This is a genomic window from Streptomyces sp. NPDC002076, assembly GCF_053593835.1.
This window is the reverse complement of record NZ_JBSFDI010000011.1, coordinates 284,502-309,534: the sequence shown is the minus strand read 5'-3', so window position 1 is coordinate 309,534 and position 25,033 is coordinate 284,502. Positions and strand designations below refer to the sequence as shown.

The 25,033-nt window shown below is 72.6% G+C and carries 24 protein-coding genes; 10 read left to right on the top strand and 14 right to left on the bottom strand.

All coding sequences use genetic code 11. The features are described from left to right. Positions 1–189: 189 nt before the first annotated feature. On the top strand, positions 190–2,628 hold the full coding sequence (locus ACWCQS_RS24580) for a right-handed parallel beta-helix repeat-containing protein (protein WP_451006433.1): 2,439 nt from the start codon (positions 190–192) through the stop codon (positions 2,626–2,628). 41 nt (positions 2,629–2,669) lie between these two features. Here ACWCQS_RS24580 and ACWCQS_RS24575 read toward each other — a convergent pair whose 3' ends face one another. Then, complete coding sequence (locus tag ACWCQS_RS24575) at positions 2,670–4,991, bottom strand: hypothetical protein (RefSeq protein WP_451006432.1); 2,322 nt, start codon at positions 4,989–4,991, stop codon at positions 2,670–2,672. A gap of 292 nt (positions 4,992–5,283) precedes the next feature. Here ACWCQS_RS24575 and ACWCQS_RS24570 point away from each other — a divergent pair, with 292 nt between their 5' ends. Both ACWCQS_RS24570 and ACWCQS_RS24565 read left to right on the top strand, forming a co-directional pair. Continuing rightward, positions 5,284–6,114 carry a DeoR/GlpR family DNA-binding transcription regulator gene (locus tag ACWCQS_RS24570; RefSeq protein WP_451006431.1) on the top strand — a complete coding sequence of 277 codons (831 nt, stop codon included), beginning with the start codon at positions 5,284–5,286 and terminating at the stop codon, positions 6,112–6,114. Between the two features lie 68 nt (positions 6,115–6,182). Next, a complete protein-coding gene (locus ACWCQS_RS24565; RefSeq protein WP_451006430.1) occupies positions 6,183–6,656 on the top strand; it encodes an SRPBCC family protein in 474 nt (157 codons plus the stop codon). Here ACWCQS_RS24565 and ACWCQS_RS24560 read toward each other — a convergent pair whose 3' ends face one another. The 8 genes from ACWCQS_RS24560 to ACWCQS_RS24525 all read right to left on the bottom strand — a co-directional run bounded on the left by ACWCQS_RS24560 (position 6,657) and on the right by ACWCQS_RS24525 (position 14,139). Next, positions 6,657–7,448: an enoyl-CoA hydratase/isomerase family protein gene (locus ACWCQS_RS24560; protein WP_451006429.1), complete on the bottom strand. Its 792-nt coding sequence runs from the start codon at positions 7,446–7,448 to the stop codon at positions 6,657–6,659. Then, entirely contained in the window at positions 7,445–8,707 is a 1,263-nt protein-coding gene (locus tag ACWCQS_RS24555) for a cytochrome P450 (RefSeq protein WP_451006428.1), read from the bottom strand. Before ACWCQS_RS24555 ends, ACWCQS_RS24560 begins: the two co-directional genes overlap by 4 nt. 126 nt (positions 8,708–8,833) lie before the next feature. Continuing rightward, positions 8,834–10,138, bottom strand: a complete 1,305-nt coding sequence (locus tag ACWCQS_RS24550) for a cytochrome P450 (RefSeq protein ID WP_451006464.1) — start codon at positions 10,136–10,138, stop codon at positions 8,834–8,836. 94 nt (positions 10,139–10,232) lie between these two features. Then, positions 10,233–10,835 carry a GTP-binding protein gene (locus ACWCQS_RS24545; RefSeq protein ID WP_388628925.1) on the bottom strand — a complete coding sequence of 201 codons (603 nt, stop codon included), beginning with the start codon at positions 10,833–10,835 and terminating at the stop codon, positions 10,233–10,235. Next, a complete protein-coding gene (locus tag ACWCQS_RS24540; RefSeq protein ID WP_351205475.1) occupies positions 10,810–11,184 on the bottom strand; it encodes a DUF742 domain-containing protein in 375 nt (124 codons plus the stop codon). The genes ACWCQS_RS24545 and ACWCQS_RS24540 overlap by 26 nt, the downstream gene beginning before the upstream one ends. Then, positions 11,181–11,582: a roadblock/LC7 domain-containing protein gene (locus tag ACWCQS_RS24535; RefSeq protein ID WP_451006427.1), complete on the bottom strand. Its 402-nt coding sequence runs from the start codon at positions 11,580–11,582 to the stop codon at positions 11,181–11,183. The genes ACWCQS_RS24540 and ACWCQS_RS24535 overlap by 4 nt, the downstream gene beginning before the upstream one ends. Continuing rightward, positions 11,579–12,781 (bottom strand): ATP-binding protein, encoded by a 1,203-nt coding sequence (locus tag ACWCQS_RS24530; protein WP_451006426.1) that lies wholly within the window; start codon positions 12,779–12,781, stop codon positions 11,579–11,581. Before ACWCQS_RS24530 ends, ACWCQS_RS24535 begins: the two co-directional genes overlap by 4 nt. A 233-nt stretch (positions 12,782–13,014) precedes the next feature. Continuing rightward, on the bottom strand, positions 13,015–14,139 hold the full coding sequence (locus ACWCQS_RS24525; RefSeq protein WP_451006425.1) for a PLP-dependent cysteine synthase family protein: 1,125 nt from the start codon (positions 14,137–14,139) through the stop codon (positions 13,015–13,017). Between the two features lie 391 nt (positions 14,140–14,530). Here ACWCQS_RS24525 and ACWCQS_RS24520 point away from each other — a divergent pair, with 391 nt between their 5' ends. Next, positions 14,531–14,854: a hypothetical protein gene (locus ACWCQS_RS24520; protein WP_153542731.1), complete on the top strand. Its 324-nt coding sequence runs from the start codon at positions 14,531–14,533 to the stop codon at positions 14,852–14,854. A gap of 253 nt (positions 14,855–15,107) precedes the next feature. Further along, complete coding sequence (locus tag ACWCQS_RS24515; RefSeq protein WP_451006424.1) at positions 15,108–15,689, top strand: ATP-binding protein; 582 nt, start codon at positions 15,108–15,110, stop codon at positions 15,687–15,689. A 303-nt stretch (positions 15,690–15,992) separates the two neighbouring features. Here the strand turns inward: ACWCQS_RS24515 and ACWCQS_RS24510 are convergent, their stop codons facing one another. From ACWCQS_RS24510 to ACWCQS_RS24500, 3 genes are read right to left on the bottom strand one after another with little or no spacing between them, the layout of a single operon-like run. Beyond that, a complete protein-coding gene (locus ACWCQS_RS24510; RefSeq protein ID WP_451006423.1) occupies positions 15,993–18,554 on the bottom strand; it encodes an ABC transporter permease in 2,562 nt (853 codons plus the stop codon). Further along, positions 18,551–19,297, bottom strand: a complete 747-nt coding sequence (locus ACWCQS_RS24505; protein ID WP_451006422.1) for an ABC transporter ATP-binding protein — start codon at positions 19,295–19,297, stop codon at positions 18,551–18,553. The genes ACWCQS_RS24510 and ACWCQS_RS24505 overlap by 4 nt, the downstream gene beginning before the upstream one ends. After that, the gene (locus ACWCQS_RS24500) at positions 19,294–19,587 is read right to left on the bottom strand and encodes an SHOCT domain-containing protein (protein WP_451006421.1); all 294 of its coding nucleotides are present in this window, start codon (positions 19,585–19,587) and stop codon (positions 19,294–19,296) included. Before ACWCQS_RS24500 ends, ACWCQS_RS24505 begins: the two co-directional genes overlap by 4 nt. A gap of 228 nt (positions 19,588–19,815) precedes the next feature. On the opposite strand from ACWCQS_RS24500, the gene ACWCQS_RS24495 reads away from it, so the two are divergent. From ACWCQS_RS24495 to ACWCQS_RS24475, 5 genes are all read left to right on the top strand, one after another. Then, a complete protein-coding gene (locus ACWCQS_RS24495) occupies positions 19,816–20,406 on the top strand; it encodes a TetR/AcrR family transcriptional regulator (protein ID WP_451006420.1) in 591 nt (196 codons plus the stop codon). 5 nt (positions 20,407–20,411) lie between these two features. Continuing rightward, on the top strand, positions 20,412–20,801 hold the full coding sequence (locus tag ACWCQS_RS24490) for a (R)-mandelonitrile lyase (RefSeq protein ID WP_451006419.1): 390 nt from the start codon (positions 20,412–20,414) through the stop codon (positions 20,799–20,801). Positions 20,802–20,817: 16 nt separating this feature from the next. Next, positions 20,818–21,402: a DUF4865 family protein gene (locus tag ACWCQS_RS24485; protein ID WP_451006418.1), complete on the top strand. Its 585-nt coding sequence runs from the start codon at positions 20,818–20,820 to the stop codon at positions 21,400–21,402. After that, positions 21,399–22,310: a phosphotriesterase family protein gene (locus ACWCQS_RS24480; RefSeq protein ID WP_451006417.1), complete on the top strand. Its 912-nt coding sequence runs from the start codon at positions 21,399–21,401 to the stop codon at positions 22,308–22,310. The genes ACWCQS_RS24485 and ACWCQS_RS24480 overlap by 4 nt, the downstream gene beginning before the upstream one ends. A 127-nt stretch (positions 22,311–22,437) precedes the next feature. Continuing rightward, positions 22,438–22,635 carry a DUF1272 domain-containing protein gene (locus ACWCQS_RS24475; protein WP_451006416.1) on the top strand — a complete coding sequence of 66 codons (198 nt, stop codon included), beginning with the start codon at positions 22,438–22,440 and terminating at the stop codon, positions 22,633–22,635. 404 nt (positions 22,636–23,039) lie between these two features. Here ACWCQS_RS24475 and ACWCQS_RS24470 read toward each other — a convergent pair whose 3' ends face one another. Both ACWCQS_RS24470 and ACWCQS_RS24465 read right to left on the bottom strand, forming a co-directional pair. Continuing rightward, positions 23,040–24,278, bottom strand: a complete 1,239-nt coding sequence (locus ACWCQS_RS24470) for an ROK family protein (protein WP_451006415.1) — start codon at positions 24,276–24,278, stop codon at positions 23,040–23,042. 36 nt (positions 24,279–24,314) lie between these two features. Next, positions 24,315–25,031: an alpha-ketoglutarate-dependent dioxygenase AlkB family protein gene (locus tag ACWCQS_RS24465; protein ID WP_451006414.1), complete on the bottom strand. Its 717-nt coding sequence runs from the start codon at positions 25,029–25,031 to the stop codon at positions 24,315–24,317. Positions 25,032–25,033: the final 2 nt, after the last annotated feature.

Here is a 25,033-nt window from a genome sequence, read left to right as displayed (position 1 = left end):
CGGTGGACCGGCCGAAGAGCTTTCGGCGACAACCCGCGGGTGAGCGAACCGCAGGGGCACGCGCAGGTTTTCGGTAGCGCGAACGCGCATCAGCCCCAAGGGCTGAGCACGGTCGCGGTCCCGGCACCGGCGGCAAGGCCCCTACGGGAGTGAGCCATCAGTACGACTAGGTGGGGGCACAGCAACGCCATGGCACAGGGCACGGTCCAGGTGACGCACACCGGTACGTCGCGGTGGCGGCGCCGCACAGGCGAGTACGCATCGCTGGCCGCCGCCCTGGAGGCCGCCGCCGACGGCGACGTCCTCACCATCGCCCCGGGCACCTACCGGGAAAACCTCGTGCTCCAGCGGGCGGTGACGCTCCGTGGCCCGGAGGGCTCCCCCGGTTCGGTGCGGATCGCGCCCGTGGACGGGGTGCCGCTCACCGTGCGTGCCTCCGCCGTGGTGCAGGACCTGCACGTGGAGGGCCAGGACGCGGCGGCGCCCGCGCTGCTGGTCGAGGAGGGCACGCCCGAGCTGATGGACATGCGGATCGTGACCCGGTCCGCCGCGGGCATCGAGGTGCGCGGCGGCGCCCGCCCGACCGTGCGCCGCTGCACCGTCGACAACCCGGCCGGCATCGGCATCGCCGTACTCGACGGCGGGAGCGGGGTGTTCGAGGAGTGCGAGGTCGTCGCGGCCGGGCAGGCGGGCGTGGCCGTCCGCGGCGGTGCGCATCCGCGTCTGGAGCGCTGCCGTGTGCACCACGCCTCCGGCACCGGGATGACCGCCACGGGCGAGAACTCCGCGCTGGAGGCGGTGGGTTGTGAGATCTACGAGGTCCGCGGCTCGGGCGTACAGGTCACGCAGCGGGCGACGGCGCATCTGACCGACTGCGATGTGCACCGCACGACGGCCGACGGCGTCACCCTGGACACGGACGCGGTGCTCACGCTCGCCGACTCCCGCATCCACGACATCCCGGAGAATGCGGTCGACCTGCGTTCCCGTTCGGTGCTCACACTGACCCGGACGACGGTCCGTCAGTTCGGGCGCAACGGCCTGTCGGTGTGGGATCCGGGGACCCGGGTGGACGCCCACCAGTGCGAGATCTTCGACAGCACCGGCGACTATCCGGCGGTGTGGGTCAGCGACGGCGCCACGGCCGTCCTCGACTCCTGCCGGGTGCACGACGTGCCGGACGCCCTGTTCGTGCTGGACCGCGGTTCGCGCGCAGACGTCGTGGACAGCGATCTGTCGCAGGTGCGCAACACGGCGGTGTCGGTGAGCGACGGGGCGACCGCGCAGCTCGACGACTGCCGGATCCGGGAGGCGGCGACCGGCGCGTGGTTCCGCGACCACGGCAGCGGCGGCACGCTCAACAACTGCACCCTGGACGGCACCCAGACCGGTGTCATCGTCACCAAGGGTGCCGACCCGACCATCGAGCGCTGCACGGTCGCCTCCCCCGCCGAGGCCGGCTTCTACGTCTCCGCGGGCGGCCGTGGCAGCTTCCTGAACTGCCGGGTCAGCGGCAGCGGCGGTTACGGCTTCCATGTGATCGACGGCTGCCGGGCGACGCTGCGCAAGTGCCGTACGGAGCGCTGCGCGCGCGGCGGTTACGAGTTCGCCGACGCGGGCCCGGACGCCGCGTCCGGGACGGGACCGGTCGTGGAGGACTGCACCAGCGACGAGAGCGGCGGCCTGCGGCCGCCCACGGCCCGGGAGACCGCCGTGGAGACCGTGTCGCACTCCCCCGGGCTGCTCGGTTCGATCCCGGGGCAGCGCACTACGGAGCAGGAGCCGCTGGTCGCCGCCGCCGAGCCGGCGCCGCCGGCGCGGACGTCGAAGGACGTGCTCGGGGAACTCGACGGGCTGGTGGGCCTGGAGAGCGTCAAGCGCGAGGTGCGGGCGCTGACCGACATGATCGAGGTCGGGCGGCGCCGCCGGCAGGCGGGTCTGAAGGCGGCCTCGGTCAAGCGGCATCTGGTCTTCACCGGCTCGCCCGGCACCGGCAAGACGACGGTCGCCCGCCTCTACGGCGAGATCCTCGCCTCGCTCGGTGTGCTGGAGAAGGGACACCTGGTGGAGGTGTCCCGGGTGGACCTGGTCGGCGAGCACATCGGTTCCACGGCGATCCGCACCCAGGAGGCGTTCGAGAGGGCGCGCGGGGGTGTGCTGTTCATCGACGAGGCGTACGCGCTGTCCCCGGAGGACGCCGGGCGCGACTTCGGCAAGGAGGCCATCGACACGCTGGTGAAGCTGATGGAGGACCACCGGGACGCGGTGGTGGTGATCGTCGCCGGCTACACGGCGGAGATGGAGCGCTTCCTCTCCGTCAACCCCGGTGTCGCCTCCCGCTTCTCGCGCACCATCACCTTCGGCGACTACGGCCCCGAGGAATTGCTGCGGATCGTGGAACAGCAGGCCGACGAGCACGAGTACCGGCTGACGCCGGGCGCGTGCGAGGCGCTGCTGAAGTACTTCACGGCCATCCCGAAGGGCCCGGCCTTCGGCAACGGCCGCACGGCCCGGCAGACCTTCGAGGCGATGGTGGAACGGCACGCGAGCCGTGTCGCCCAGCTGACGGACCCCAGCACCGACGATCTGACCCTGTTGTACGCGGAGGACCTTCCGGAACTGTCCTGAACACCCCGGTCGGACGGCGGGAGTTCGACGACAGGACCTAGCTAGCCGGCGTCGGCCCGGTGTTGCGTGGGTTCCGGTCGTGGCCCCGGCAGGTCGGGGCGCAGCCGGTCCAGCAGATGTGCGCGTTCCCGGGAAAAGACGGGGTCCGCCTGGTAGTCGGAGTGGCCGAGGATGGGCGCGGGCAGAGGGTGCGCGGGCGTGCGGCCGTAGACGAGCGGGTCCTGCAGGGGGCCGTGGTCGACCTCGGGCGTGTCGTCGTCGGGGACGCGGACGGGCCCGCCGATGGGGTCGGTGCCGCGGAAGAGGTTGCCCCAGCAGGCGACGTCGCGGTGCAGTGCGGCGAGCGCGGGCGGTCCGAAGTGGGCCGGGAACCAGCGGCCGTAGAGGCGTTCCAGCGGGGATCCGTAGGTCAGCAGCGCGATCCGGCCGCGGACGGACGGGGGCAGCTGCCAGGCGGCGGCCGCGGCCAGGACGCTGCCCTGGGAGTGGCCGGAGAGGACCAGGCGGCCCCCGGTGTGCTGGGTCCAGGTGGCCATGCGCCAGGTCAGGTCCGGCACCGCGCGCTCCGCGTAGCACGGTGGCGCGAAGGGGTGCGCGGCGCGCGGCCAGAAGGTGCCGACGTCCCAGAGGATGCCGATCGTGCGCCGCGCCGAGGCGTCCCGGTAGGCGCGCCTGCCCCAGGTCACGAAGAGGACGAAGCCGAGGCCGACGAGCCAGGAGCCCAGCGCCTGCGAGGTCTCGGCGATGGACTGCAGGGCGTCGTAGGTGCGGCGGGCGGCTCCGTCGGGGGTCTTCCGGGTGGCCAGCGCGCCGGCCAGCGCCACGGCGCCGAGCAGCAGGGTGGTGGCGGTGAGCACGGCGACGACGAGGGGCGCCCGGTCGGTGAGGGTGGCCATGGCGCGGACGTGGGCGATGGTCCGGGTACGGCCCGGGTCCTCGGGTTCGCCGGAATGCTCGTGGCGGACCCGGTCGCGTTCGGCGCGGGCCAGCCGGGCGGTGCCGAGCCCGAGCCGAACGGCCAGGAGCAGCAGGACCGCAAGGGCCGGCGGGATCGTGGCCGCCTGCCAGGTGAGCAGGACCGGCGGCCCGGGGAGCGCGGCGTGGGTGCCGTCGAGCCAGTCGGCGACGCGCTGTGCGACCCCGCCGGACATCACACCGCCCAGCGCGCAGGCGAGCAGCGCGACGGCCGGTCCGCCGAGGCCCCGCATGCCGGCGCGCGGATCGGGGCTGCGGCGGTGGAGGCTCCCGGCCACGACGGCGAGGGCGACGACCAGCAGGCCCTGGGCCAGCATGAGGGCGCCGAAGGCCGGGTCGCCCGGCAGCCGCCCGGTGGACCGCCAGCCGGGCCGGGCCCAGCCGGCGTAGACCACGGTGAGCAGCAGCAGGGCGAGCGCGCCGAGCGGCAGGAGCCGTACCAGGTGCCGGTCGAGCCGCTGGTCGAGGCGGTTCTCGCTGCGGCCCCGGCGGCAGACGACACCCACGGCCGTCGCCGCCCAGGCCAGCAGGGCCGCGGTGAGCAGCCGACCGATGATGTCCAGGGCGGCGGGACCGCCGGGCCGGTGGTCGAAGCGGACCGCGGGGGCCGCGACGGCGGCGGCGACGGTCAGCAGGGCCGCCGCGGTGTGCGCGGCGCGCAGCCGGGCGACGAGGCGGCGCCCGTACCAGAAGCCGGGCCTGGTCAGCGCGCTGCCGTCGGTGTCCGGCTCGGGGTCGTGGGTCATCGGCCGGTGGGACTCGTACGCGCTCCAGGTCCGGCGGGAGAGGTACCAGAGCAGGACCGTCAGCGCGGTCGGCACCAGTGCGGCGAGCGCCAGCCGGCGGCCCGGCAGGCTCCACCAGGGGTCGTGCCCGCCGGGGACCGTGGACGCCGGGGGTGCGAGGAAGGCCAGCCAGGAGTTGCGGTGGGCGCAGGACCGGACGCCGGCGCACTGCCAGGCCGCCAGGTCCAGGGCCACCTCGCAGGCGGCGGCCACCAGCAGCACGGTCAGGGTGAGGGCGGCCAGCCGTACCAGGAGGCCGTACAGGCGGACTGTGCGGTGCCGGCCGGCCGCGGCGGGGCGCATCCAGTGGGCGAGGTTGACGACCATGAACGGCAGCAGCAACAGCCACAGGGCGCGGCTGCTGTCGCCGGAGGTGAGGTTGCACCAGACGTACGCCTCCTGGACGGGCCCGTCGCGCGGCTCTCTCCTGGTCCCGGTGTCCTCGGCTCGTCGGAAGATCGCGGCTGTGTCGTCGCCGGTGACCCGGACGGTGTGCGGGTCACCGAGCATCTTCTCGGGGGTGGTTCCGCCCACTCCGTGCACGAGCAACTCCAGCTCGGGGTCCGTCCGCCGCTCGCCGTGGCCTTCCTGTGCGCTGTCCACTGTTGTCGCACCCCCGTGACGCGCCCGAAGCACTGTGCCGATGCGCGTTTCAGGATCTCCGGTCCGGGGTTGTCGTACACCGCTCGTCACGGAATCTCCCCGATCCGTGTGACGGTGGTCCGGGCGGCCGGGGCGGAGCTGGCATGCGCGCGGCGAGACGGGTGGTGGCGCAACCGGTGCCGACCCGTGAAAAGATGGGACGCCCGCGCATCTGCGGCCGGCCGGAATCTCCTGGTCGAGGGCGGTGCGCCGGGCGTGTCGGACGGACGGCGGCGAAAGGACCGGAGCGTACGTGAGTGAGAATCAGAACCTCCTCGCGGAGCAGCGCCGCGCCCTGATCCTGGACGAGGTCCGGCGCCGGGGCGGTGTGCGGGTCAACGAACTGACCCGCAAGCTCGGCGTGTCGGACATGACCGTGCGCCGTGATCTGGACGCTCTCGCCCGCCAGGGCGTGCTGGAGAAGGTGCACGGCGGCGCGGTTCCGGTGGTCGAGGCCAGCACGCACGAGCCCGGGTTCGAGGCGAAGTCGGGTCTGGAGCTGACGGCCAAGGAGGACATCGCACGCGCCGCCGCCAAGCTGGTCACCCCGGGCACGGCGATCGCCCTGTCCGGTGGTACGACGACGTACGCGCTCGCCCAGCAACTGCTGGAGGTGCCCGACCTGACCGTCGTGACGAACTCGGTCCGGGTCGCGGACGTCTTCCACGCGGCGCAGCGCACCTCGGGCCAGCGGCAGGGCGCGGCCACGGTGGTGCTGACGGGCGGTGTGCGCACCCCGTCGGACTCGCTGGTGGGACCGGTGGCCGACCAGGCGATCGCCGCCCTCCATTTCGATCTGCTGTTCCTCGGTGTGCACGGCATATCGCTCGAGGCCGGACTGTCCACGCCGAACCTCGCCGAGGCGGAGACGAACCGGCGGCTGGTGCACTCCGCGCGCCGGGTCGTGGTGGTCGCCGACCACACCAAGTGGGGCACGGTGGGCCTGAGTTCGTTCGCCGCGCTGGAGCAGGTGGACACGCTGGTGACCGATGCGGGCCTGCCCGCCGAGGCACGTGCGGAGATCGCCGAGCACCTCCGGGTGGTGGTGGCGGGCGAGCCCGGGGACGACGACGCAGACATCTGAGGGTCTGTCAGCTATGGTGGGCCGCCCGGTCGACCGCCCTGCGGGAGTGGCACAAGGGGGTTACGTCCATGGCTCGTCGTCTGCGCCCGGTGGACCTCGATTTCGTCGGGACCGCGCCCGTGCGTCTGGTCTTCGCACGGGAGGTCTCCGCGTCCCCCGAGCAGGTCTTCCGTGCGCTCGCGGAGGACGTGCCCGGCTGGACGCAGTGGTTCTCGGCGGTGACGCTCGCCCGGGCCACGGACGGCGGCGCCGGGCGTGAGATCCGGCTCAGGGGTGGGACGCGGTTCGAGGAAACGGTGCTCGTGGCGAAGACGCCCGAGGTGTACGCCTACCGTGTCGACGCCACCAACGCGCCGGGCGTCCGTGCCCTGGTCGAGGAGTGGCGCCTGACCCCTCTGGACACGGGCACCCGGGTGCGGTGGACCTTCGCCGCCGACGGGACGGTGCCGTTGCGGTTCGTCCTCGGGCTGGCCCGGCCTGGTCTCGGGCGCGCCTTCCGCGACGCGGTGACGTCCCTGGACCGCCGCCTGGCGAGCCGCTGATCAGCCGGCGCCGCGGGCGAGCTGTGATTCGGTCACGACCGCTGCCATCAGTTCCGCGTCCAGCGCGGAGACATCGGCCAGCCGCGAGGCCGCTGACAGCGAGTTGAGCAGGGTCTTGGTGACGCGCAGGGCCGCCTGGGGGCGGCGGACGATGGGTCTGGCCCAGTCGGCGACGGCCGCGTCCAGCTCGTGAGCGGGGACGACCTTCTGCAGGATGGACAGGGACTGGGCCTCCGCCGCGGAGATGGCCCGGCCGGTGAGGACGATCTCGCGCACGCGGGCGGCGCCGACCTCGTTGATGAGGCGGGGCAGCAGGCCGCCCCACGCGGTGGGCAGCCCGAGCGCGAGTTCGGGCAGCCGGAAGGTCGCGTCCTCGGATCCGACCCGCAGATCGCAGGCGAGCGCGAGGGCGAAGCCCGCCCCGATGGCCTTGCCGTGGACGCGCGCGATGGTGACGGCCGGGTTCGAGGTCAGCGCCTCGCAGACACGCCGCGCCTTGGTCCCCGACATACGGATGCCGCTGCCCGTGGGGTCGCGGGCGAGGTGCCGGGCGGACTCGCCGCGGTCCCCGCCTAGGCAGAAGTCGTCGCCGCTTGCCGTGAGCACGAGCACCCGGACCGCCGGGTCCTGGTCCTGGAGGACCGCCATCAGATCGTCCAGCAGGGCGTCGGTGACTGTGTTGCCCTGCTCGGGGTTGTTCAGCTCGACGGTGAGGACGGGACCCTCCCGGTGGGTCCGCAGGGTCCGCCGTACGGCGGCGGCCGGGAGGGTCGTGAGGGGGAGGGCGGTCATGTGGTCACTTTCAGGGAGGTGATGCGCCGGAAGACCATCCGGTTCGCATACGTCGGTCCTGCGGTCGGCCGCAGGGTGGGGAATCGTTCCAGCAGCTGGGTGAGCAGGAGACGGGCCTCCAGGCGGGCCAGGCCCGAGCCGAGGCAGTAGTGGACGCCGCCGCCGAAGGTGAGATGGGCGCCCCTGCGGCGGATGTCGAAGAGGTGGGGGTCCGGGTTGCGGCGCGGGTCGTGGTTGGCGGCGCCGTACAGGACGTGGACGGTGGTGTCCTTGGCGATGGGGACACCGGCGAGAATCGTGTCGTCGGCGGCGAAGCGCGAGTTGAGGTGGATCGGCGGGTCGTGGCGCAGCACCTCCTCGATCGCGTCGTCGAGGTCCTCCGGGTGTCCGCGCAGCCAGTCGGCCCGGACGGGGTCCTGGGTCAGGAACCACACGGCATTGGTCAGCAGGGTCGCGGTGGTTTCCAGGGAGGCGATGGTGATGAACATCGTCAGGTCGTACAGCATCTGGTCGGCGGCCGCCCGGTCGTCGGGGTACTGCGCGTCCCAGTAGCGGATCCAGTCGCTGAGGACGTCGTCGCCGAGGTGGGCCCTCCGGTCTGCGACGAGACCGGTGAAATAGGCCCGCATCTCCAGGGTGGCCTGGGCCGAGACGGCCAGTTCGCTCTTGGTGGGGATCAGTTCCTGGGCGTGGACCTGCCGATGGGTGAAGTCCAGGATGTGCGGGTAGTGCCCGGCCGGGATGGCGAGCCAGTCACCGACGGTGTGGACGGGCAGCCGGTCGCCGACCGTGGTGACGAAGTCGGCCTCGCCATGGGCGCGCAGCTGTAAATCGAGGCGGTCAAGGAGCTCGGTGACATGGGCGGCGATCCGGGGCCGCATGGCGTCGAGGGTGCCGCGGTCGAAGAGGTTGCCCAGGGCGCGGCGCCGCAAGGTGTGCTCGGGCGGGTTGAGGCGGGACAGCGTCCGCGTCATCTCCTGGGTCGCCGGTTCCTGCCAGCGTGCCATGTCGGGCCGGCGTTGCTGCCAGGCGAAATCCGGGACCAGCCAGTTCCTGCCGCGCAGGATCTCGTTGCAGGCATCGAATCCGGTCACGAAGTACCCGCCCCAGGGAGCGGGCACCACGTCACCGAGTGCGCGCAGTTCGTCCCAGATGGGGAGGGGGTTGGCCTGTCCTTCGTCGGAACGGAGCCGGCGAAGGAGAGGGATGACGGCTCGGCGGTCGGGGGTGGTACCGCGTATGACGCCAACGGCGGTCACGCGAAGCTCCTTTGTGGCTGGGCGCTACCGATACCGCCGGAACCTACCCTTCCCCTCTCCCTCATCATGCGCCTGACAGTGTTGCTCCTGTCACATGCCTCCCGCCAAACCGCCGCATGCCGCACATCAGACCCGGAAGATGTCCAGGAAGGTGCTCCAGAAGCCCTTCTTCCTGGCCGGCTCCTGACGGGCGGCGGCGACCGGAGCCGTGGGGAGCGGCTGCTCCCCCGCGGCGGGGACGGTCCTGCCCTGCAGCGCGGCTGCGATATGGGTGGCCGGGGTCGGGCTGAAGGCCACGGGCAGCGCGACCAGCGCCCGGTGGAACGGGCCCGGCCGCCATTCCAGCTCCTTCTCGTGGACGGCCAGCGTCAGGTCGGGCAGGGCGTTGAGGATCTTCTCGATCGCGGTGACGGCGATGACCTGCGCCGGGTCCTTGGCCGGGCATGCGTGCGGACCGGCTCCCCAGGCCAGGTGGGCGCCCTTGCTGTTCCTCCGGCGGGCCTCGGCCAGCGCGGGATCGGTGTTGGCCGCGGCGAAGCTGATGACGACCGGCGTGCCCGCCTCGGCCACCACTCCCCCGAGATCCACGTCCTGGACCGGGTAGTGGGTGGCGTAGTTGGCGATGGGCGCCTGGTTCCACAGCACGTGATCGATCGCCTCCTCGACCAGCAGCCCGGAGTCGCGTCCGCTGGTGTCGGGTGACAGCAGCAGGAGCAGGGCGTTGCCGATCAGGTTGCGCTCGGGTTCCACGCCGGCGCCCATCAGCATGACCAGCTGGTCCTTGAGCTCCTCGTCGGTCAGCCCGGCGGGGTGCTGAATCAGCCAGGAGGTGACGTCGTCGCCGGGCCGGCGGCGCTTGAGGGCGATCAGCTCCATCAGGCAGGCGGTGAGCTCCTCGTTGGCGCGCAGCGCGTCCTTGCCGTCGAAGATCGCCGACATGGCGCTGGTGAGGGTGTCACCGATGTCCGCGGGGCAGCCGAACAGCTTGTTGAACAGCAGCAGCGGCAGCAGCTTGGCGTAGTCATTGAGGAGGTCGGCCCGGCCGCGCTCGCAGAACTGGTCGATCAGGTAGTCGGCGATCGGCTCGACGTCGCGGCGGATCCGGGTGATGTTGAGCCGGGCGAGGCTGTCCGTGACGGCCTTGCGCAGCCGCAGGTGCACGGCGCCGTCGGTGAACAGGCAGTTGGGCCGGTACGCCATCATCGGCAGCACCGGGTGGTCCAGCGGTATGTGCCCTTCGTTCAGCGCCTTCCAGTGGCGGGAGTCCCGGGCGAAGAGCGTGGTGTTCTGCAGCACGCGCAGGGCCGTCTCGTGCCCGACGACCAGGGTGGCGTCGATACCGGGGGCGAGTTCGACCGGTCCGGCCGGACCGTGGGCACGCAACCGGTCGTAGACCTGGTGGGGGGCGGCGGCGAACGTGGCGTCGTGCATGGGGCATCTGGCGCCGGCGGGGGCGGGGACTGACTGGCGGTCCATGGGGTTCCTTCTGCTGGCTCCGGGCCGGTGGTCCGGGGGGATGGGCGGGTCAGGCGGCTCGGGTGAGCAGGTGACGGACGAGCGCGATCAGCGCATGGGCGGAGGACTGCCGATCACGGGCGTCGCAGTAGACGACGGGGGTGTCCGGGAGCAGGTCGAGGGCCTCGCGCACCTCCGCCTCCTCGTAGACCGCGCCCGGATCGAAGCCGTTGACCGCGATGGCGTACTCCAGGCCGTACCGCTCGACGAGGTCGATGACGGGGAAGGTCTCCTCCAACCGGGCCGGGTCGACCAGGAGCAGTGCGCCCAGCGCGCCGCGGGCCATGTCCTCCCACAGCTGCATGAAACGCTGCTGTCCCGGGGTGCCGAAGAGGTACAGCACCAGGTCGTCGCTGAGCGTCAGACGCCCGAAGTCCAGGGCGACGGTGGTGGTGGTCTTGCCCGCCACGCCCCTGAGGTCGTCCACGTGGAGGGACGCCTGCGTCATCTTCTCCTCGGTGCGCAGCGGGGTGATCTCCGACAGCGAGCCGATGAAGGTCGTCTTGCCCACGGCGAAATGCCCGACGACCAGGATCTTGGCAGCGTTGGTCACCGCGCTGGAGACGTAGATGGATCCAGGGGCCGTCTCAGCCGATGAGGGATTGGAGTCCATTCAGAACCTTCTCGAGGGTCGCTCTGTCAACGTTCTGAGCCCGGGGCGGCTCGGCGCGGCGCAGGAGGTGGCCCTGCTCGAATAAATCGGTCAGCAGCAGCCGGGCCACCCCCACCGGCAGTCCCACGTGGCCCGCGACCTCGGCGACCGAGAGGTAGCCGCCCGCGCACAGCTGCCAGATCGCCATCACCTCGGGGCCGGCTCCCAGCGGAGGGGTCCGCTCGGGAGCCAGGGTGACCAGGGTGTGCAGCGCCAGGTCGTCCGCGGCCGGCAGGGTCCGGCCGCCGGTGATGACGTACGAGCGGACGAACTCACTGGTGACGGAGGCCTCTTCGCCGGGCGTGGTCATACCCCGGCACCGTTCTCCGACCGCGGTGCCACACTCATCGCCTTGCTGAGGGCGGCCACCGTCTTCTGCATGCGGAAGGACATGGCCTCCATGTCGACGTCCAGCGCGGCCGACACGGCGAGGTACGCGCCCTGGCCGGCGGCGATCAGGAAGATCCAGCCGCCGTCGTACTCCAGCAGCGTCTGCTTCCAGATTCCGTGTCCCGCTCCCACGAACCCCGCGACGGCACGGCTCAGCGACTGCATCGAGCTCATCGCGGCGGCGTTCGTCTCGGCGTCGTCGCGTGCGATGTCGTCCGAGCGCTGCAGCAGCAGGCCGTCTCCCGAGACGAGGATCGCGTGCCGGGCTCCGCGTACTTCGAGCACGTCGTTCAGCACCCAGGACAGGTCGATCTTCACTGGTTGTCAGGTCCTTCCGTGGTGTTCGTGGTCCGCCCGAGCTGGGTTCCGCGCGCGAACGCCCCGAGCCGTGAGGCCGTCACCTCGCTGACCGGTTCGGGAGTCTCCTCCTGGCCGGCGCTGTCGAGGGCCGGGACCACCGTGACGGGGCCGCTGCGCCTCCGGCGTTTGGGCAGACCTCCCGAGGTCGTTCCCACCACGTGCGAGGGGCCCACGACCGGCACCGGCGCCAGGCGCTGCGGGGCGGCCTCGGGGGCCGCGGTGTCCTGGGCGTCGGCCGCCGGGGAAGGAGTGTCGGCCGAGAGGAGACTTTCGGGCACACGAATCACTGCACGCACTCCGCCGTAGGGGGACACGGAGCCGACGGAGACGGCGAAGCCGTAGCGGGCGGCGAGCATGCCGCACACGGCGAAGCCGAACCGCGGCGGATCGCCGAGACCGGTGATGTCGACGGGACCGTCGACGGAGAGCAGGGCCGCCGCCCGGTCCTTGGTCTCCTGGTCCATGCCGAGTCCGGCGTCGTCCACGATGAAGCAGACGCCGGTCGGCACGGTCTGGATGTTGATCTCGACCGGTGTTCCGGGCGCGCTGTAGTTCGTCGCATTGTCCAGCAGTTCGGCCAGCACGACGGCCACCGGCTCGACGGCCTTGCCGACGAGGGAGACGCTGACCTGCGAGTGGACGCTGACCCGGTCGAAGTCCTTGATCCTGCCCTGGGCACTGCGGGCGACGTCGTAGACGGTCGCCGCGCCGTCACGCCGGCCCAGCCATCCGCCGCAGAGCACGGAGATGCCCTTGGCCCGGCGGCCGAACTGGCTGCCGGTGTGGTCGACCGTCATCAGGTCGGCCAGCACCTCCGTGGTGTCGCCGTACTTCTTCAGCAGGCTGTCCAGGAGGACCTGCTGTTCCTCGGCGAGCGACTGGAGCGTGCCCATGGCGGACTTCAGCACCGCCTTGGTCGACGCCTCCGCATCGGCCCGTACGTCCGCGAGGTCACGCTGATGCTGTGCGGTCAGCGCGGCGATGTGCGTGTGGAGCTGCCCGACGTCGCCGCGGGCCTGTCCCAGTCCTGCCTCGAGGTCCTTTCTCGTTCTTCGGAGCGCCATGTTGGTTCTCCGGGCCCGCATCACTGCGACAACCGCAGCGACCAGCACCACCAGCAAGATCCACAGCAGTGGATCCGTGGTCAATGACGTCATGAGACTCTCTTCAAGTCGCATCGCGCCAGAAGCGTGCGAGCGCGATGGTGCCTTTGAGACTGTCCCCCCAGACGCGCTTATGACACGCCGTCAGCCCACTGAAAAGTGGGATGATCTTATCAGTCACACAGGCACAACAGACTTGCCCAGAACCACAATTGAGACGTCACCAAACCCTCACAACCCCGTCACCCGCCCGTTGGGCACCGGCCGCCCACGGGACGGGAACCGGCTCAGTCCGGCCACACCCCCGTGGCCAGCAGGGTCTCGATCGCCGCGGTGTACGGCGCGATGTCCAGGCCCTGCCCGGCGAGCCAGGCGTCGGAGTAGTACTTGTCGAGGTAGCGGTCGCCCGGATCGCACAGCAGGGTGACGACGCTGCCTCGGCGGCCGTCGGCCACCATCTCGGAGACGATCTTCAGCGCGCTCCACAGCCCGGTCCCCGTGGAGCCGCCCGCCTTGCGGCCGATGGCCCGTTCCAGGGCCCGTACGGCGGCGACGCTGGCCGCGTCCGGGACCTTCATCATCCGGTCGATCGCCCCGGGCACGAAGCTCGGCTCCATGCGCGGCCGGCCGATGCCCTCGATCCGGGAGCCGCAGTCGCAGGTGACGTCCGGATCGCCGGTGGTCCAGCCCTCGAAGAAGCAGGAGTTGTCCGGGTCGGCGACGCAGACACGGGTGTCGTACTGCATGTAGTGGACATAGCGGGCGAGGGTCGCGGAGGTGCCGCCGGTGCCGGCCGTGGCGACGATCCAGGCGGGCTCCGGGAAGCGCTCCAACTCCAGCTGACGGAAGATCGATTCGGCGATGTTGTTGTTGCCGCGCCAGTCGGTGGCCCGCTCGGCGTAGGTGAACTGGTCCATGTAGTGGCCGCCGGTCTCCATCGCGAGGCGGGCGGACTCCTCGTACATCCTCCGGGAGTCGTCCACGAAGTGGCACTGCCCGCCGTGGAACTCGATGAGGCGGCACTTCTCGGCGCTGGTCGTGCGCGGCATGACCGCGATGAAGGGCACGCCGATCAGCTTGGCGAAGTAGGCCTCGGAGACGGCCGTGGAGCCGCTGGAGGCCTCGATGACCGGGCGGCCGGGGCGGATCCAGCCATTGCAGAGGCCGTAGAGGAAGAGGGAGCGCGCGAGGCGGTGCTTGAGGCTTCCGGTGGGGTGCGTCGACTCGTCCTTGAGGTAGAGGTCGATGCCCCACTGCTCGGGGAGGGGGAAGCGCAGCAGGTGCGTGTCCGCCGACCGGTTGGCGTCGGCCTGGACCTTGCGCACGGCCTCTTTCAGCCAGTCGCGGTAGGCGGCGTCGCTGCGGTCGACGTCGAGGGTGGCGCCGGTCCGGGTCTGGTGGCTGGTGCTCACGGCGGTGCTCCTTAGGCTGGGCGCCGACGACGCCTCGCGCGGCCGGCATGTCGAGCATAGGCATCTTTCGCACCGCTTCCCACCTGCATAAACGCATCTTTGAGCCATCCAAAGCCGCCCTGGGGCACAGGCGTACGAGGCATCCGGGGGCGCATTGGCGGGAGTGCTCCGGGCGGCTTTCGCGGGCGCCTCGCGCGTACTGGTGCTCCCGGCCGCATCGGGGCAGACTGCACGCGACGGGACGATCGTCCCGAACGCAGGCGCACGCAGCCGTCGGGCGCGGGCGCCCGCTGGACGGGACGCGGACGCACACTGGATCGGACGCGAGCGCACACTGGATCCGCGAGCGCACACTGGATCGAGGAAGCACACGGCAAGGGGGCGGCGAAGGATGGCGGAGCCGGAGTTCACAGCCACGGGCGTGCGGATCGGCAAGCGGCTGCGTTCGCTCACCCGGGCCGGCCAGGTCCGGATCAACGACGGCAGGCTGGAGTTGCTCACCAGCTACGGCAGCGAGATCGACAGTGCCCCGGTGCAGGCGGTGCGCGCGTCCAGGCCGTGGTTCCGGCCGGACGACAAGGCGTTGGCCGACCTCAACGGCAAGCGGTACCTGCTGACGCTGGGCGAGCACGACCCCGCTCCGGGCGAGCCGGGTCCGCCCGCGGCACGGCGGTTCATCGAGGCGGTGCGCCGGGCCGCCGGACGCGGCGGCTGAGAGCCGTACGGCCGCCGGCCGGGAGCAGGCCGGTCGCGTTACTTCGAGCAGCGGTCCGTCGCGGCGAGTTGCGGGACCGCATCCGCTGCGTCACGCTGGTCTCACGTCACTCTGGGTTTACCGGCGATAACGCTGCGAACCAGCCCGCCGGCCATGACAGCAGGCGGACGTTTGGACGCAAGCACCCTGCTGGATCCGTTGTTCTCCGTGTTCTTCCGGTTCTTTCGAACCTCTACATCGGGGAGTCGCAGCCGTGATCAGTCATCCGAGCAGGCACTGCACGGTGGAGCTCCAAGCCCTGCCGTCGCGGATCGGCCAGGTCCGCAGAATCGTATCTGCGCAGTTGCGCTACTGGCACATGGACGCGTTGATAGACCGGGCCGCGCTCGGTGTGACGGAGCTGCTCAGCAACGTCCACCGGCATGCCAGGCCCGACAAGTCGTGCACGGTGGAGCTGGAACTGGCGCCGGACCGGCTCACGGTCTCGGTTCGCGACAACGACCCACGGCTTCCGGTGCCGGCCGAGGTCGCGGACCTGTCGGACGGTGGTCCGCTGGCCACCTGCGGGCGGGGGCTGGCGATGGTGGCGGCGGTGAGCGAGAGCTGGGGCGCCCGGCCGGACGGCGAGAACGGCAAGGTCGTCTGGTTCACGCTGTCCGCCCCGACGGTGGTACGGCCGTATCCGGCCCATGCCCCGCGCCGTGCCGCCGAGGTACGGCCGGCGCCGGAGCCGGTCCGGGTCGGCACAGCGGCCAAGGCACCGGCGGGGACGCCTGTCGGCGCCGGGGTCGCGTTGAGTGCGGAAGCTCCCGCCCGGTCGGCCGTTCCCGGCTGACCGGGCGGTGACGGGGCCTCCGGCGTCGCGGCAGGGCGCCCACCCGCGGGGTCGTGTGGGGCCGTGCGCGGGTGCAGGTGCGTGGGCTGGTCGCGCAGTTCCGCGCGCCCCTGGGGAGCTGCGGTTGCCGCCCGCCTCAGGCGCACCTCAGCTGCGGGCAGTCGTCGCTTTCCAGGTGCTTCAGGGGCCTGGGCGGCAACTCCCCAGGGGCGCGGGGAACTGCGCGAACGGCCACGACGAACCCGCGCCCGCGCACGGTCCGAACCGACCCACCGGGTGGGCGCCCCGGCCGAAGCGACGCAGTCACTCCGTCGCGATGGCCCGCAGCACGTCCAGCCGGGCCGCCCGCCGCGCCGGGCGGAGCCCGGCCAGCGCGCCGGCCAGCAGGCCGACCAGGGCCACCACCGCGAGCCGCGCGGGCGGCAGGGCGAAGGCGAACGCGGTGTCGCTCGCGCCGTCGGAGGCTTTCACCAGCACCCAGCCCAGGAAGGCGCCGAGCCCGAGACCGCCCACCGTGCCGAACGCGGCGACCAGTACCGACTCCCAGCGGACCATGGCCCGCAACTGGGCGCGGGTCTGGCCGACGGCCCGCAGCAGACCGAGTTCCCGGGTGCGTTCGTGCAGCGCGAGGGTCAGTGTGTTGGCGATGCCGAGCAGGGCGATGACCACCGCGAGGGCGAGCAGCGCGTAGACGAGGGTGAGCATCATGTCGATGCCGCCCGCCGACGACTGCGCGTACTCGTCCCGGGTCTGCACGGACGGGTTGCCGTACTGTGCGGCGACCTTCTTCACCGCCGCCTTGCCCGCGTCGGCGCCGACCCCCTGCTTGAAGGTCACGGAGATCAGGGTGTCGGAGTCCTGGGTGCGGTGCGGGGCCCAGGCGGCGCGGGTGATGACGTAGTCGCCGGCCAGTTCGGACTGGTCGTACACGGCCCGGACGGTGAAGTTCTCGCTCCTGCCGTCGGAGAAGGTCAGCCCGACCGTGTCGCCGGTGCGCAGATGCTGCCGGTCGGCCTCCTTCCGGGTGAGGGCGATGCCGTCGCCACCGAGGCCCCGCAGGGAACCCGTGACCGTGCCGAGGTCGAAGGTGCGGGCGAGCGCGGCCGGATCGGTGACGGTCAACGCCCTTCCCTTGCCGTTGACTTCGGCGACGCCGCGGCCGAGGCCCACGGCCGTGTCCACCTGGGGCAGCCGCTGGAGCGCGGGGGCGAGCCGGGGGCTGAGTCCGCTGCCGCCCGCGCCGAAGGAGGGGCTGCTCACGGCGACGTCACCGGCGAAGGACCGGGACACCGTCTGGTCCATCGTGGCCTTCAGCGAGGCCCCGAAGACGGTGAACAGAGACACGACGGCCACCCCGATCATCAGCGCGCTCGCGGTGGCCGCCGTCCGCTTCGGGCTGCGCAGGGCGTTGCGGCGGGCCAGGGAGCCGGTGACCCCGCGCAGCCGGTCCAGTGGGCCGCCGAGCAGCCGTACGGCCGTGGTGGCGGCGACCGGGCCGAGGACGACGAAGGCCGCCAGGGCGAGCAGTGCGCCGACTCCCGCCAGCCACACGGACGGGGAGACCAGGACGCCGGTCAGGGTCGCGGCAAGGGCCAGCGCGCCGAGGACGACCCCGGTGATGGCCCGGACGCGGGAGGCACCGGAGGTGTCGACGGCCGTCTCGCGCAGGGCGGCGAGCGGCGCCGTCCGTCCGGCGCGCCGGGCCGGCAGGAGCGCGGAGCCCAGGCAGACCACGATCCCCACCGCGAGCGGCAGCACCATCGGCAGGGTCTTGATCACCAGGTCGCCGTCGGGGAACGGGAATCCGATCGCCGGGAACAGCGCCTGGAGGCCCGCGGCGATGCCGATGCCGCCCGCGAGTCCGGTGAGGGACGCCGTGAACGCGACCAGGCAGGCCTCGGCGAGGGCGGCGGCGGTCACCTGGCGGCGGACCGCGCCGAGGGCACGCAACAGGGCGTTCTCACGGGTGCGTTGGGCGACCACGATCGCGAACGTGTTGTGGATGGAGAAGGTGGCGACGAGCAGGGCGACGCCGGAGAAGACCAGCAGGAAGGTGGTGAAGATGGTCAGGAACTGGCTGGAGACCATGTCGGTGTTCTCCTGCGCCGACTGCTGACCGGTGATGGCCTCGACTCCCTGGGGCAGCACGGGAGTCAGCCGCCGGACCAGTTCCCGCTGGCTCACCCCGGGTGCGGCCCGCACCGCGATGGACGCCGCCTGGCCGGGCCGCGCGGTGAGGTACTTCTCGGCGTCGGCCCGGGTCATGCCGGTGAACGTCACCTGGGCCATGCCGTCCTGGCCGCCGAAGGTGGCGAGCCCGACGACGGTGACCTTCACGGGGTCCGGGGTGCGCAGGGTCGTGGTGTCACCGATCTTCAGACCGCCCTTCTTCGCGGCACCCCGGTTCACCACGACCTCGCCCGGCCTGGCGGGAACGCGGCCCTCGGCGAGCCGGTAGGGGTTGAGCCGCGGGTCGGTGATCCAGTTGCCGGCGATCGTGGGCGGCCCCTGACCGCCGACCGGCTTCCCGTCGGAGCCGACGAGCTGGCCGGCGCCCTGGATGTTCGGGGCCGCGGCGGCCACGCCGGGGACCCGCTCGACGGTCTTCACCAGCGAGGTGTCCACGGGCCGCCGTACACCCTGGGCCTCGCCGGGCGTGGTGATGGCGTCGGCGCCGCGTACGACGGCGTCCGTACCGCTGGTCGCCTCGCCGAACATGCTGTCGAAGCTGGCGCGCAGCGTGTCGCCCATGACGAGGGTGCCGGTCAGGAAGGCGACGCCGAGGAACACGGCGAGGAAGGTGCCGGCGAACCGGCGCCGGTGCGCCCGCAGAGAGGTGAGGCTGAGCCGGAGCGACGCGTTCATGACCGCACCTCGAAGGCCTTCATGCGGTCCAGCACCTTGTCGGGAGTCGGCGACTCCATCCGGTCGACCAGACGCCCGTCGGCGAGGAAGAGCACCTCGTCGGCGTGCGCGGCGGCCACCGGGTCGTGCGTGACCATGACGACGGTACGGTCCATCTCCCGCACGGCGGAGCCGAGGAGGCCGAGGACCTCCGCGCCGGAGCGGGAGTCGAGGTTTCCGGTCGGCTCGTCGGCGAAGACCACATCGGGCCGCCCGGCGAACGCCCGCGCCACCGCGACGCGTTGCTGCTGGCCGCCGGAGAGCTCCGAGGGCCGGTGGCGCAGCCGGTCGCGCAGCCCGACGATGTCGACGAGCGCGTCGATCCACTCCGGGTCGCCGCGCCGCCCTGCCAGGTCCAGGGGCAGGGTGATGTTCTCCGCGACGGTCAGCGTGGGCACCAGGTTGAAGGCCTGGAACACGAAGCCGACCCGGTCGCGGCGCAGCAGGGTCAGGCAGCGGTCGTCCAGCGTGCCTAGTTCGGTGTCCCCGATGTAGGCGGCCCCGGAGGTGAGCGTGTCGAGGCCGGCCGCGCAGTGCATGAGGGTGGACTTGCCGGAGCCCGAGGGGCCCATGATCGCGGTGAAGCGTCCGGCGGGGAAGGAGACGTCGACGCCGTCGAGGGCGCGTACGGCGGTGTCGCCACCGCCGTACACCTTCACCGCGTCCACCACACGGGCCGCGGCCCGCAGTGCGGTCGTGGTCATGCCGCGCCTCCCTTGCCGGCACGGCCGAACTGCTCCTCCAGGACGGACAGGCGGCGCCAGTACTCGTCCTCGTCGATCTCGCCGGAGGCGAAGCGGCGGCCGAGGACCGCGAGCGGTGAGTCACCTACGGGGCGTCCGCCGTCCATGGGCCGCCAGGGGCCGCCGCGTCCGCGCCAACCGGTGCGGCGCAGGAAGGTGACGGCGCCGATCACGACGGCCCCCCAGATCAGCGGGAAGAACAGGATCCAGGGGCCGGGTCCGCCGCCGCCCCAGTCGGCCAGGGTCTGCATCTCGGGTCATCTCCCTTGTCGGTTGCGAGGTCCCCGGTCCTCGGGGATGCCACGAGACTCCCTCCCGGAGGGGGTCCGGGTCGTCGTGCGGCCGGCGGCAGTGCGGGTACCTCCGGGGGAGTACGGCGGGGGTGGCGGACTGCTCCCCCGGGACTCGCCCAGGGAGTCCGTGGCGGCTCGCTGGGGACTGGCGGATCACAGGGAGACTGGCGGACTGTAACTACTAGTATGTACAGTGATCTTATGAGCACCTCGGAACGACTGATCGAGTCCACCCGTGAGCTGCTGTGGGAGCGCGGGTACGTGGGCACGAGCCCCAAGGCGATCCTGGAGCGCGCGGGGGCCGGCCAGGGCAGCATGTACCACCACTTCAAGGGCAAGCCGGACCTCGCCCTGGCGGCGATCCGGCGGACCGCGGAGGAACTGCGCGCCGCCGCCGAGCGGGTCCTGGGCGGCCCGGGCACGCCGTACGAGCGCATCGAGGCGTATCTGCTGCGCGAGCGCGACGTGCTGCGCGGTTGCCCGGTCGGGCGGCTGACCATGGACCCGGACATCGTCGCCAGCGACGAACTGCGCGCACCGGTGGACGAGACGATCGCGTGGGTCCGGAAGCGGATCGCCGGGATCGTCGAAGAGGGCAAGCGGCAGGGGCAGTTCGCGCCCTCGCTGGACGGCGAGGAGGTCGGCGCGGCCGTCCTCGCGACCGTGCAGGGCGGCTATGTCCTCGCCCGCGCCTCCGGCTCCCCCGCCGCCTTCGACGCGGGGGTGCGCGGTCTGCTGTCCCTGCTCGCACCGCGAACTCCCGGACAGGAGAACTGAGTCGCATGCACATCACCAGACGGCGTCCCGACACCCTGCAGGGCCCGGCGGAGAACTTCACCGGCACGGTCTGGCTGGACGAGATGGCCGCCCCGGCCGCTCCCTCGCGGCTGCGCATGTTCAACGTCCACTTCGCTCCGGGCGCCCACACGGCCTGGCACCGGCACCCGAACGGGCAGGTGCTGCACGTGCTGGAGGGCGAGGGCCTGGTGCAGCGCGAAGGCGGTGCGGTGGAGGCGATCCGCGCGGGCGACACGGTGTGGATCGAGCCGGGGGAATGGCACTGGCACGGCGCCGCGCCCCGCACCTTCATGACCCATCTCGCGGTCGTGGAGGCCGCCGAGGACGGCACGACGACCGAGTGGCACACGCACGTGGCCGACTACCCCGCCTGAGAAAGGGATGCGCGAGATGCACGCCATGCAGTACGAGTTCACCCTTCCCGCCGACTACGACATGGGCGTCATCCGCTCCCGCGTCGCCCGTGTCGCGCATCTGCTGGACGACTGGGACGGCCTCGGCATCAAGACGTACGTGCTGCGCGAGCGCGGGGTGCACGGCTCGCCGGTGAACCAGTACGGGCCGTTCTACCTCTGGAACTCCATGGAGGGCATGAACAGCTTCCTGTGGGGAGGAGCCTTCCAGGGGCCGGTCGACGACTTCGGGCGGCCGGCGATCCGGCAGTGGACGGGGCTGGCGTTCGAGGAGGGCACCGCGACCGGGGCCGCGCCCGCGTTCGCCGTGCGGCGGCGGCAACCGGTGCCGGAGGACGTGGAGTTGGCCGCGTTCATGGCGGACGCGGCGGCCGAGACCGGGCGGCTGGCGGCGCAGGACGGCGCGGTTCTCGCCGCGGCGGCCGTGGACACGCGCGCGTGGGAGCTGGTCCACTTCTCCCTCTGGGAGCACGACACGCCGAAGGCCGACGGAGACCTCTACCAGGTGCTGCACCTGTCCGCGCCCGGCCGCGACCGGCTCCCGCGCGGGCGCCAGTGGTGAGCCACGTCCGTACGGTCCTCGGTGACATACGGCCCGCGGAGCTGGGCGTGTGCGACGCGCACGACCATCTCTTCCTGCGCAGCCCGCGGTTGCCGGGCCAGGAGCTGACCGACCTGTCGGCCGCGCGGGCCGAGCTGGCCGCGTTCCGGGCGGCGGGCGGAGCGGCCGTCGTGCAGTGGACGCCGTACGGCATGGGGCGGCGGGCGGCGGACCTGCCGGAGCTGTCCCGGGCCACGGGTGTGCGGCTGGTCTGTGCCACGGGCCTGCACCAAGCCGCGCACTACGACTCCGAGTTGCTCGACAGGCTCCGCGGCGACGGCCTCACCGAGCTGTTCGTGTCCGAGCTGACCGACGGCATCGGCACGAGCGGGGTGCGGGCCGGGCTGATCAAGGTGGCGGGCGGTTTCCACGCGCTCGACGCGCACGCCCACCGGACGATGCGGGCGGCGGCCGAAGCGCACCACACCACCGGTGCGCCCATCGCCGTGCACCTGGAGCTCGGCACCGGCGCGCCGGACGTACTCGACCTGCTGTGCGGCGAGTTGGGGGTGCCCGGTGAACGGGTGATCCTGGGCCATCTGAACCGCTTCCCCGACCCGGTGGTGCACCGGCAGGCCGCCGAGTCCGGCTGCTGGCTGGCCTTCGACGGGCCGTCCCGCGCCCATCACGCCACCGACTGGCATATGCCGGAGGCGGTACGGGCCCTGGCGGACGCCGGCTTCGGCGACCGGCTGCTGCTCGGCTGCGACACGGTGGTCGCCGGAGCCCGCTCGGTCGACGGCGGGCCCGGGATGCCGTACCTGCTGCGCCGGATGCGGCCCCGGCTGGCCGCCGCGCTGGGTGCTGACCTGGTGGATCGCATCCTCACCGAGCATCCCGGACGGGCATTCGCGGCCGACTGGACGTGAGCGGAACGGGCGTGGCCCGATCGCATCGGTCCCTGTCCCGCCGGACGGTTCCCGCTCCGGCCGCCGTCCGCAGCATGGGGGGCGGAAAACCACCGGTCCCGCCCTGCCCCGAGGAGACGACAAGGCCATGGCCCTGGAGATGCGCCAACGCTGCGAGCGCTGCACGACCACCTCCCTGCCTGCCGACGGCCCGGCTCGCATCTGCTCCTACGAGTGCACGTTCTGCGAGGCGTGCGGCGAGGCTCTGGGACAGATCTGCCCCAACTGCGGCGGCGAACTGGTCGCCGGACCACGCAGACCGGCCAGCTGTCCCACAAGGCCCTGACCGACGGGGAGTTTCCGGCTTCTCGCGCCCGCCCTCACGTGTCCGGCCGGAATGTCGGCTCCGGCGCCCGGGCGGCACGTGCGTGGCGGCAGGCGGGCTTCGCCTTCCTGGCCGGGATGTCCCTCATCGGTCTGGCCTCCGGGATGCCGGCCTGGTCCGCCGTCCTGCTGATCCTGCTCGGGGCGGGCGTGCACACCCTGGGCGAACTCCGGCATGCCGCCGGATCCTTCGAGCTGCGCTGCGCCCTCGCTCCGGCGCACGCTCGGGGCCGGTACTCCGGCTCGGGTGCGCGGGGCTCCTGGCGCCGTCGGCGCTGCGCTGGGCGCAGCGGTCCCGCCCGGCCGAGGTGCCGAGTGCCGCCACCGGCTGACGGCGAGGTCCCACCGAGGCGACCGGGAGGGCCGTCAGCGCAGTGCCCCCAGCGGGTCGTCCAGGACCGGCTGCCAGGCCAGTTCGGCCGCGCCGACCAGGCTGTTGTGGTCCAGGGTGCAGGGCAGAATCGGTACTCCACCGCTCTGGCCCCACAGGCTGCGGTCGGCGACGACGGCCCGGAGCCGGCCGGGGTCGGCGTCCAGGAGGGTGCGGTGCAGGCCGCCGAGGATGATGCGGTCGGGGTTGAGGATGTTGACCAATCCGGCCAGGCCCAGGCCCAGACGGTCGATCAGGGCCTCGGCGGCCGTGCGGACGGCCGGGTCGCCGTACTGGGTGCGCAGCAGATCGTTGGCCTGCTGGAGCAACGACACCTCGGGACCCGGCTCGCGGCCGGCCTCGGCCAGCAGGGCCAGCGGGTCGGCCTCCACGTCCAGACAGCCGCGGCTTCCGCAGTGGCAGGGCCGGCCCTCCGGGTTGACGGTGAGGTGGCCGACCTCCAGGGCGAGCCCCGAGCTGCCGGTGTGCAGACGGCCGTCGAGGACGAGCGCGCCGCCGACGCCGCGGTGTCCGGTGGCCACGCACAGCAGGTCCCGGGCGCCCCGGCCGGCGCCGTGCCGGTGTTCGGCGAGCGCGGCGAGGTTGACGTCGTTGCCGCAGAAGGCGGGACCGGTGATGCCCGCCGCGCGCACGCGCTCCGCGAAGATCCGCCGGACGGGAGCACCGACCGGCCAGGCCAGGTGCAGGGGGTTGAGGGCGAGCCCGTCGGGTTCGGCCACGGCGGACGGTACGGCGAGGCCGGCGCCGACGCAGCGGCGGCCGGTCGTGCGCAGCAGTTCCGCGCCCGCCTCGACGACCGAGCCGAGCACCTTCGCCGGGTCGGCGTCGACGGTCTCGCAGCCGGGCGCGGTCGCCACGATCCGCCCGCCGAGGCCGACCAGCGCGGCCCGGAAGCCGTCGGCGTGGACCTGCGCGGCGAGCGCCACCGGGCCGTCCTCGGCGACCTCCAGCCGGTGCGAGGGGCGGCCCTGCGAGCCGGCCGCGGCGCCCGGCCGGGCGTCCACCCGGATCAGCCCGAGCGCCTCCAGCTCGGCGGCCACCGCACCGGCGGTCGCCCGGGTGACCCCGAGTTCCGCGGTGAGCACGGCCCGGGTCGGCGCCCGTCCGGTGTGCACCAGCTCCAGCGCGGGTCCGAGCGCTCCGCGCCCACGGTCCAGCCGCGCCCTAGAGGTGGTCCTCTCCCCCGCCGTCCGGGGATCCGCCTTGCCGCTCATGAGGGCGAGTCTCCCATGATCCGCAGGTGCGGCGGCCTACAGGCCGCTGACCCGAAGCGTGATGTTCAGACGTCCGGACAGCCCCAACTCGGTCGGCGCGGTGCCGCCGTACACCCGCGGAACCCCGTGGTGGGCGAGCCGGGAGGGTCCGCCGAAGACGAACAGGTCACCGCTGCGCAGTTCCACGTCCGTGTACGGCTTCGCGCGCGTCTCGGTGTTGCCGAATCGGAACACGCACGTATCGCCCAGACTCAGCGACACCACCGGCGCGTCCGCCTTCTCGTCGCTGTCGCGGTGCATGCCCATGCGGGCGTCGCCGTCGTAGAAGTTGATCAGTGCGATGTCGTACGCGTACGGCTCCTGGGGGCCCAGTGCGGCGACGGCGGCGCGGCGGCCCAGCTCGCCGAGCCAGGCCGGGAACGGCTTCACGGGGGCGCCGTCGCCGTCGACGGCCGTACGGGCGTAGGCGTACGGGTACGAGTGCCAACCGGGGCAGTCTGGGTTGTCCCGCACGGCCCGCCCGCAGTTCGGGCACCTGCGCACGACACCCCAGTGCCGGCCGAGGCAGACCTGCCGAGCGGTCATCGTGCCACCGCCCGGGGTGCGGACCGTGCGCAGTCCGGCCGGCGGCCGCGCCCAGTCCCGGCAGGCGGCGAGCAGCTCGCGCTGCCGGCCCGCGTCCAGCCAGTCCGGGACGTGCACGGCGCCCGGCGCGACCTCCGCGCGCTCCCGGGGAAACAGCTCCACGTCCACAC

Coding starts and splice junctions, on each gene's coding strand:
- ACWCQS_RS24580 (WP_451006433.1), top strand. CDS start 190: ATGGCACAGGGCACGGTCCAGGTGACGCACACCGGTACGTCGCGGTGG.
- ACWCQS_RS24565 (WP_451006430.1), top strand. CDS start 6,183: ATGGCTCGTCGTCTGCGCCCGGTGGACCTCGATTTCGTCGGGACCGCG.
- ACWCQS_RS24560 (WP_451006429.1), bottom strand. CDS start 7,448: ATGACCGCCCTCCCCCTCACGACCCTCCCGGCCGCCGCCGTACGGCGG.
- ACWCQS_RS24550 (WP_451006464.1), bottom strand. CDS start 10,138: ATGCACGACGCCACGTTCGCCGCCGCCCCCCACCAGGTCTACGACCGG.
- ACWCQS_RS24545 (WP_388628925.1), bottom strand. CDS start 10,835: ATGGACTCCAATCCCTCATCGGCTGAGACGGCCCCTGGATCCATCTAC.
- ACWCQS_RS24540 (WP_351205475.1), bottom strand. CDS start 11,184: ATGACCACGCCCGGCGAAGAGGCCTCCGTCACCAGTGAGTTCGTCCGC.
- ACWCQS_RS24530 (WP_451006426.1), bottom strand. CDS start 12,781: ATGACGTCATTGACCACGGATCCACTGCTGTGGATCTTGCTGGTGGTG.
- ACWCQS_RS24520 (WP_153542731.1), top strand. CDS start 14,531: ATGGCGGAGCCGGAGTTCACAGCCACGGGCGTGCGGATCGGCAAGCGG.
- ACWCQS_RS24510 (WP_451006423.1), bottom strand. CDS start 18,554: ATGAACGCGTCGCTCCGGCTCAGCCTCACCTCTCTGCGGGCGCACCGG.
- ACWCQS_RS24505 (WP_451006422.1), bottom strand. CDS start 19,297: ATGACCACGACCGCACTGCGGGCCGCGGCCCGTGTGGTGGACGCGGTG.
- ACWCQS_RS24500 (WP_451006421.1), bottom strand. CDS start 19,587: ATGCAGACCCTGGCCGACTGGGGCGGCGGCGGACCCGGCCCCTGGATC.
- ACWCQS_RS24495 (WP_451006420.1), top strand. CDS start 19,816: ATGTACAGTGATCTTATGAGCACCTCGGAACGACTGATCGAGTCCACC.
- ACWCQS_RS24490 (WP_451006419.1), top strand. CDS start 20,412: ATGCACATCACCAGACGGCGTCCCGACACCCTGCAGGGCCCGGCGGAG.
- ACWCQS_RS24485 (WP_451006418.1), top strand. CDS start 20,818: ATGCACGCCATGCAGTACGAGTTCACCCTTCCCGCCGACTACGACATG.
- ACWCQS_RS24475 (WP_451006416.1), top strand. CDS start 22,438: ATGGCCCTGGAGATGCGCCAACGCTGCGAGCGCTGCACGACCACCTCC.
- ACWCQS_RS24470 (WP_451006415.1), bottom strand. CDS start 24,278: ATGAGCGGCAAGGCGGATCCCCGGACGGCGGGGGAGAGGACCACCTCT.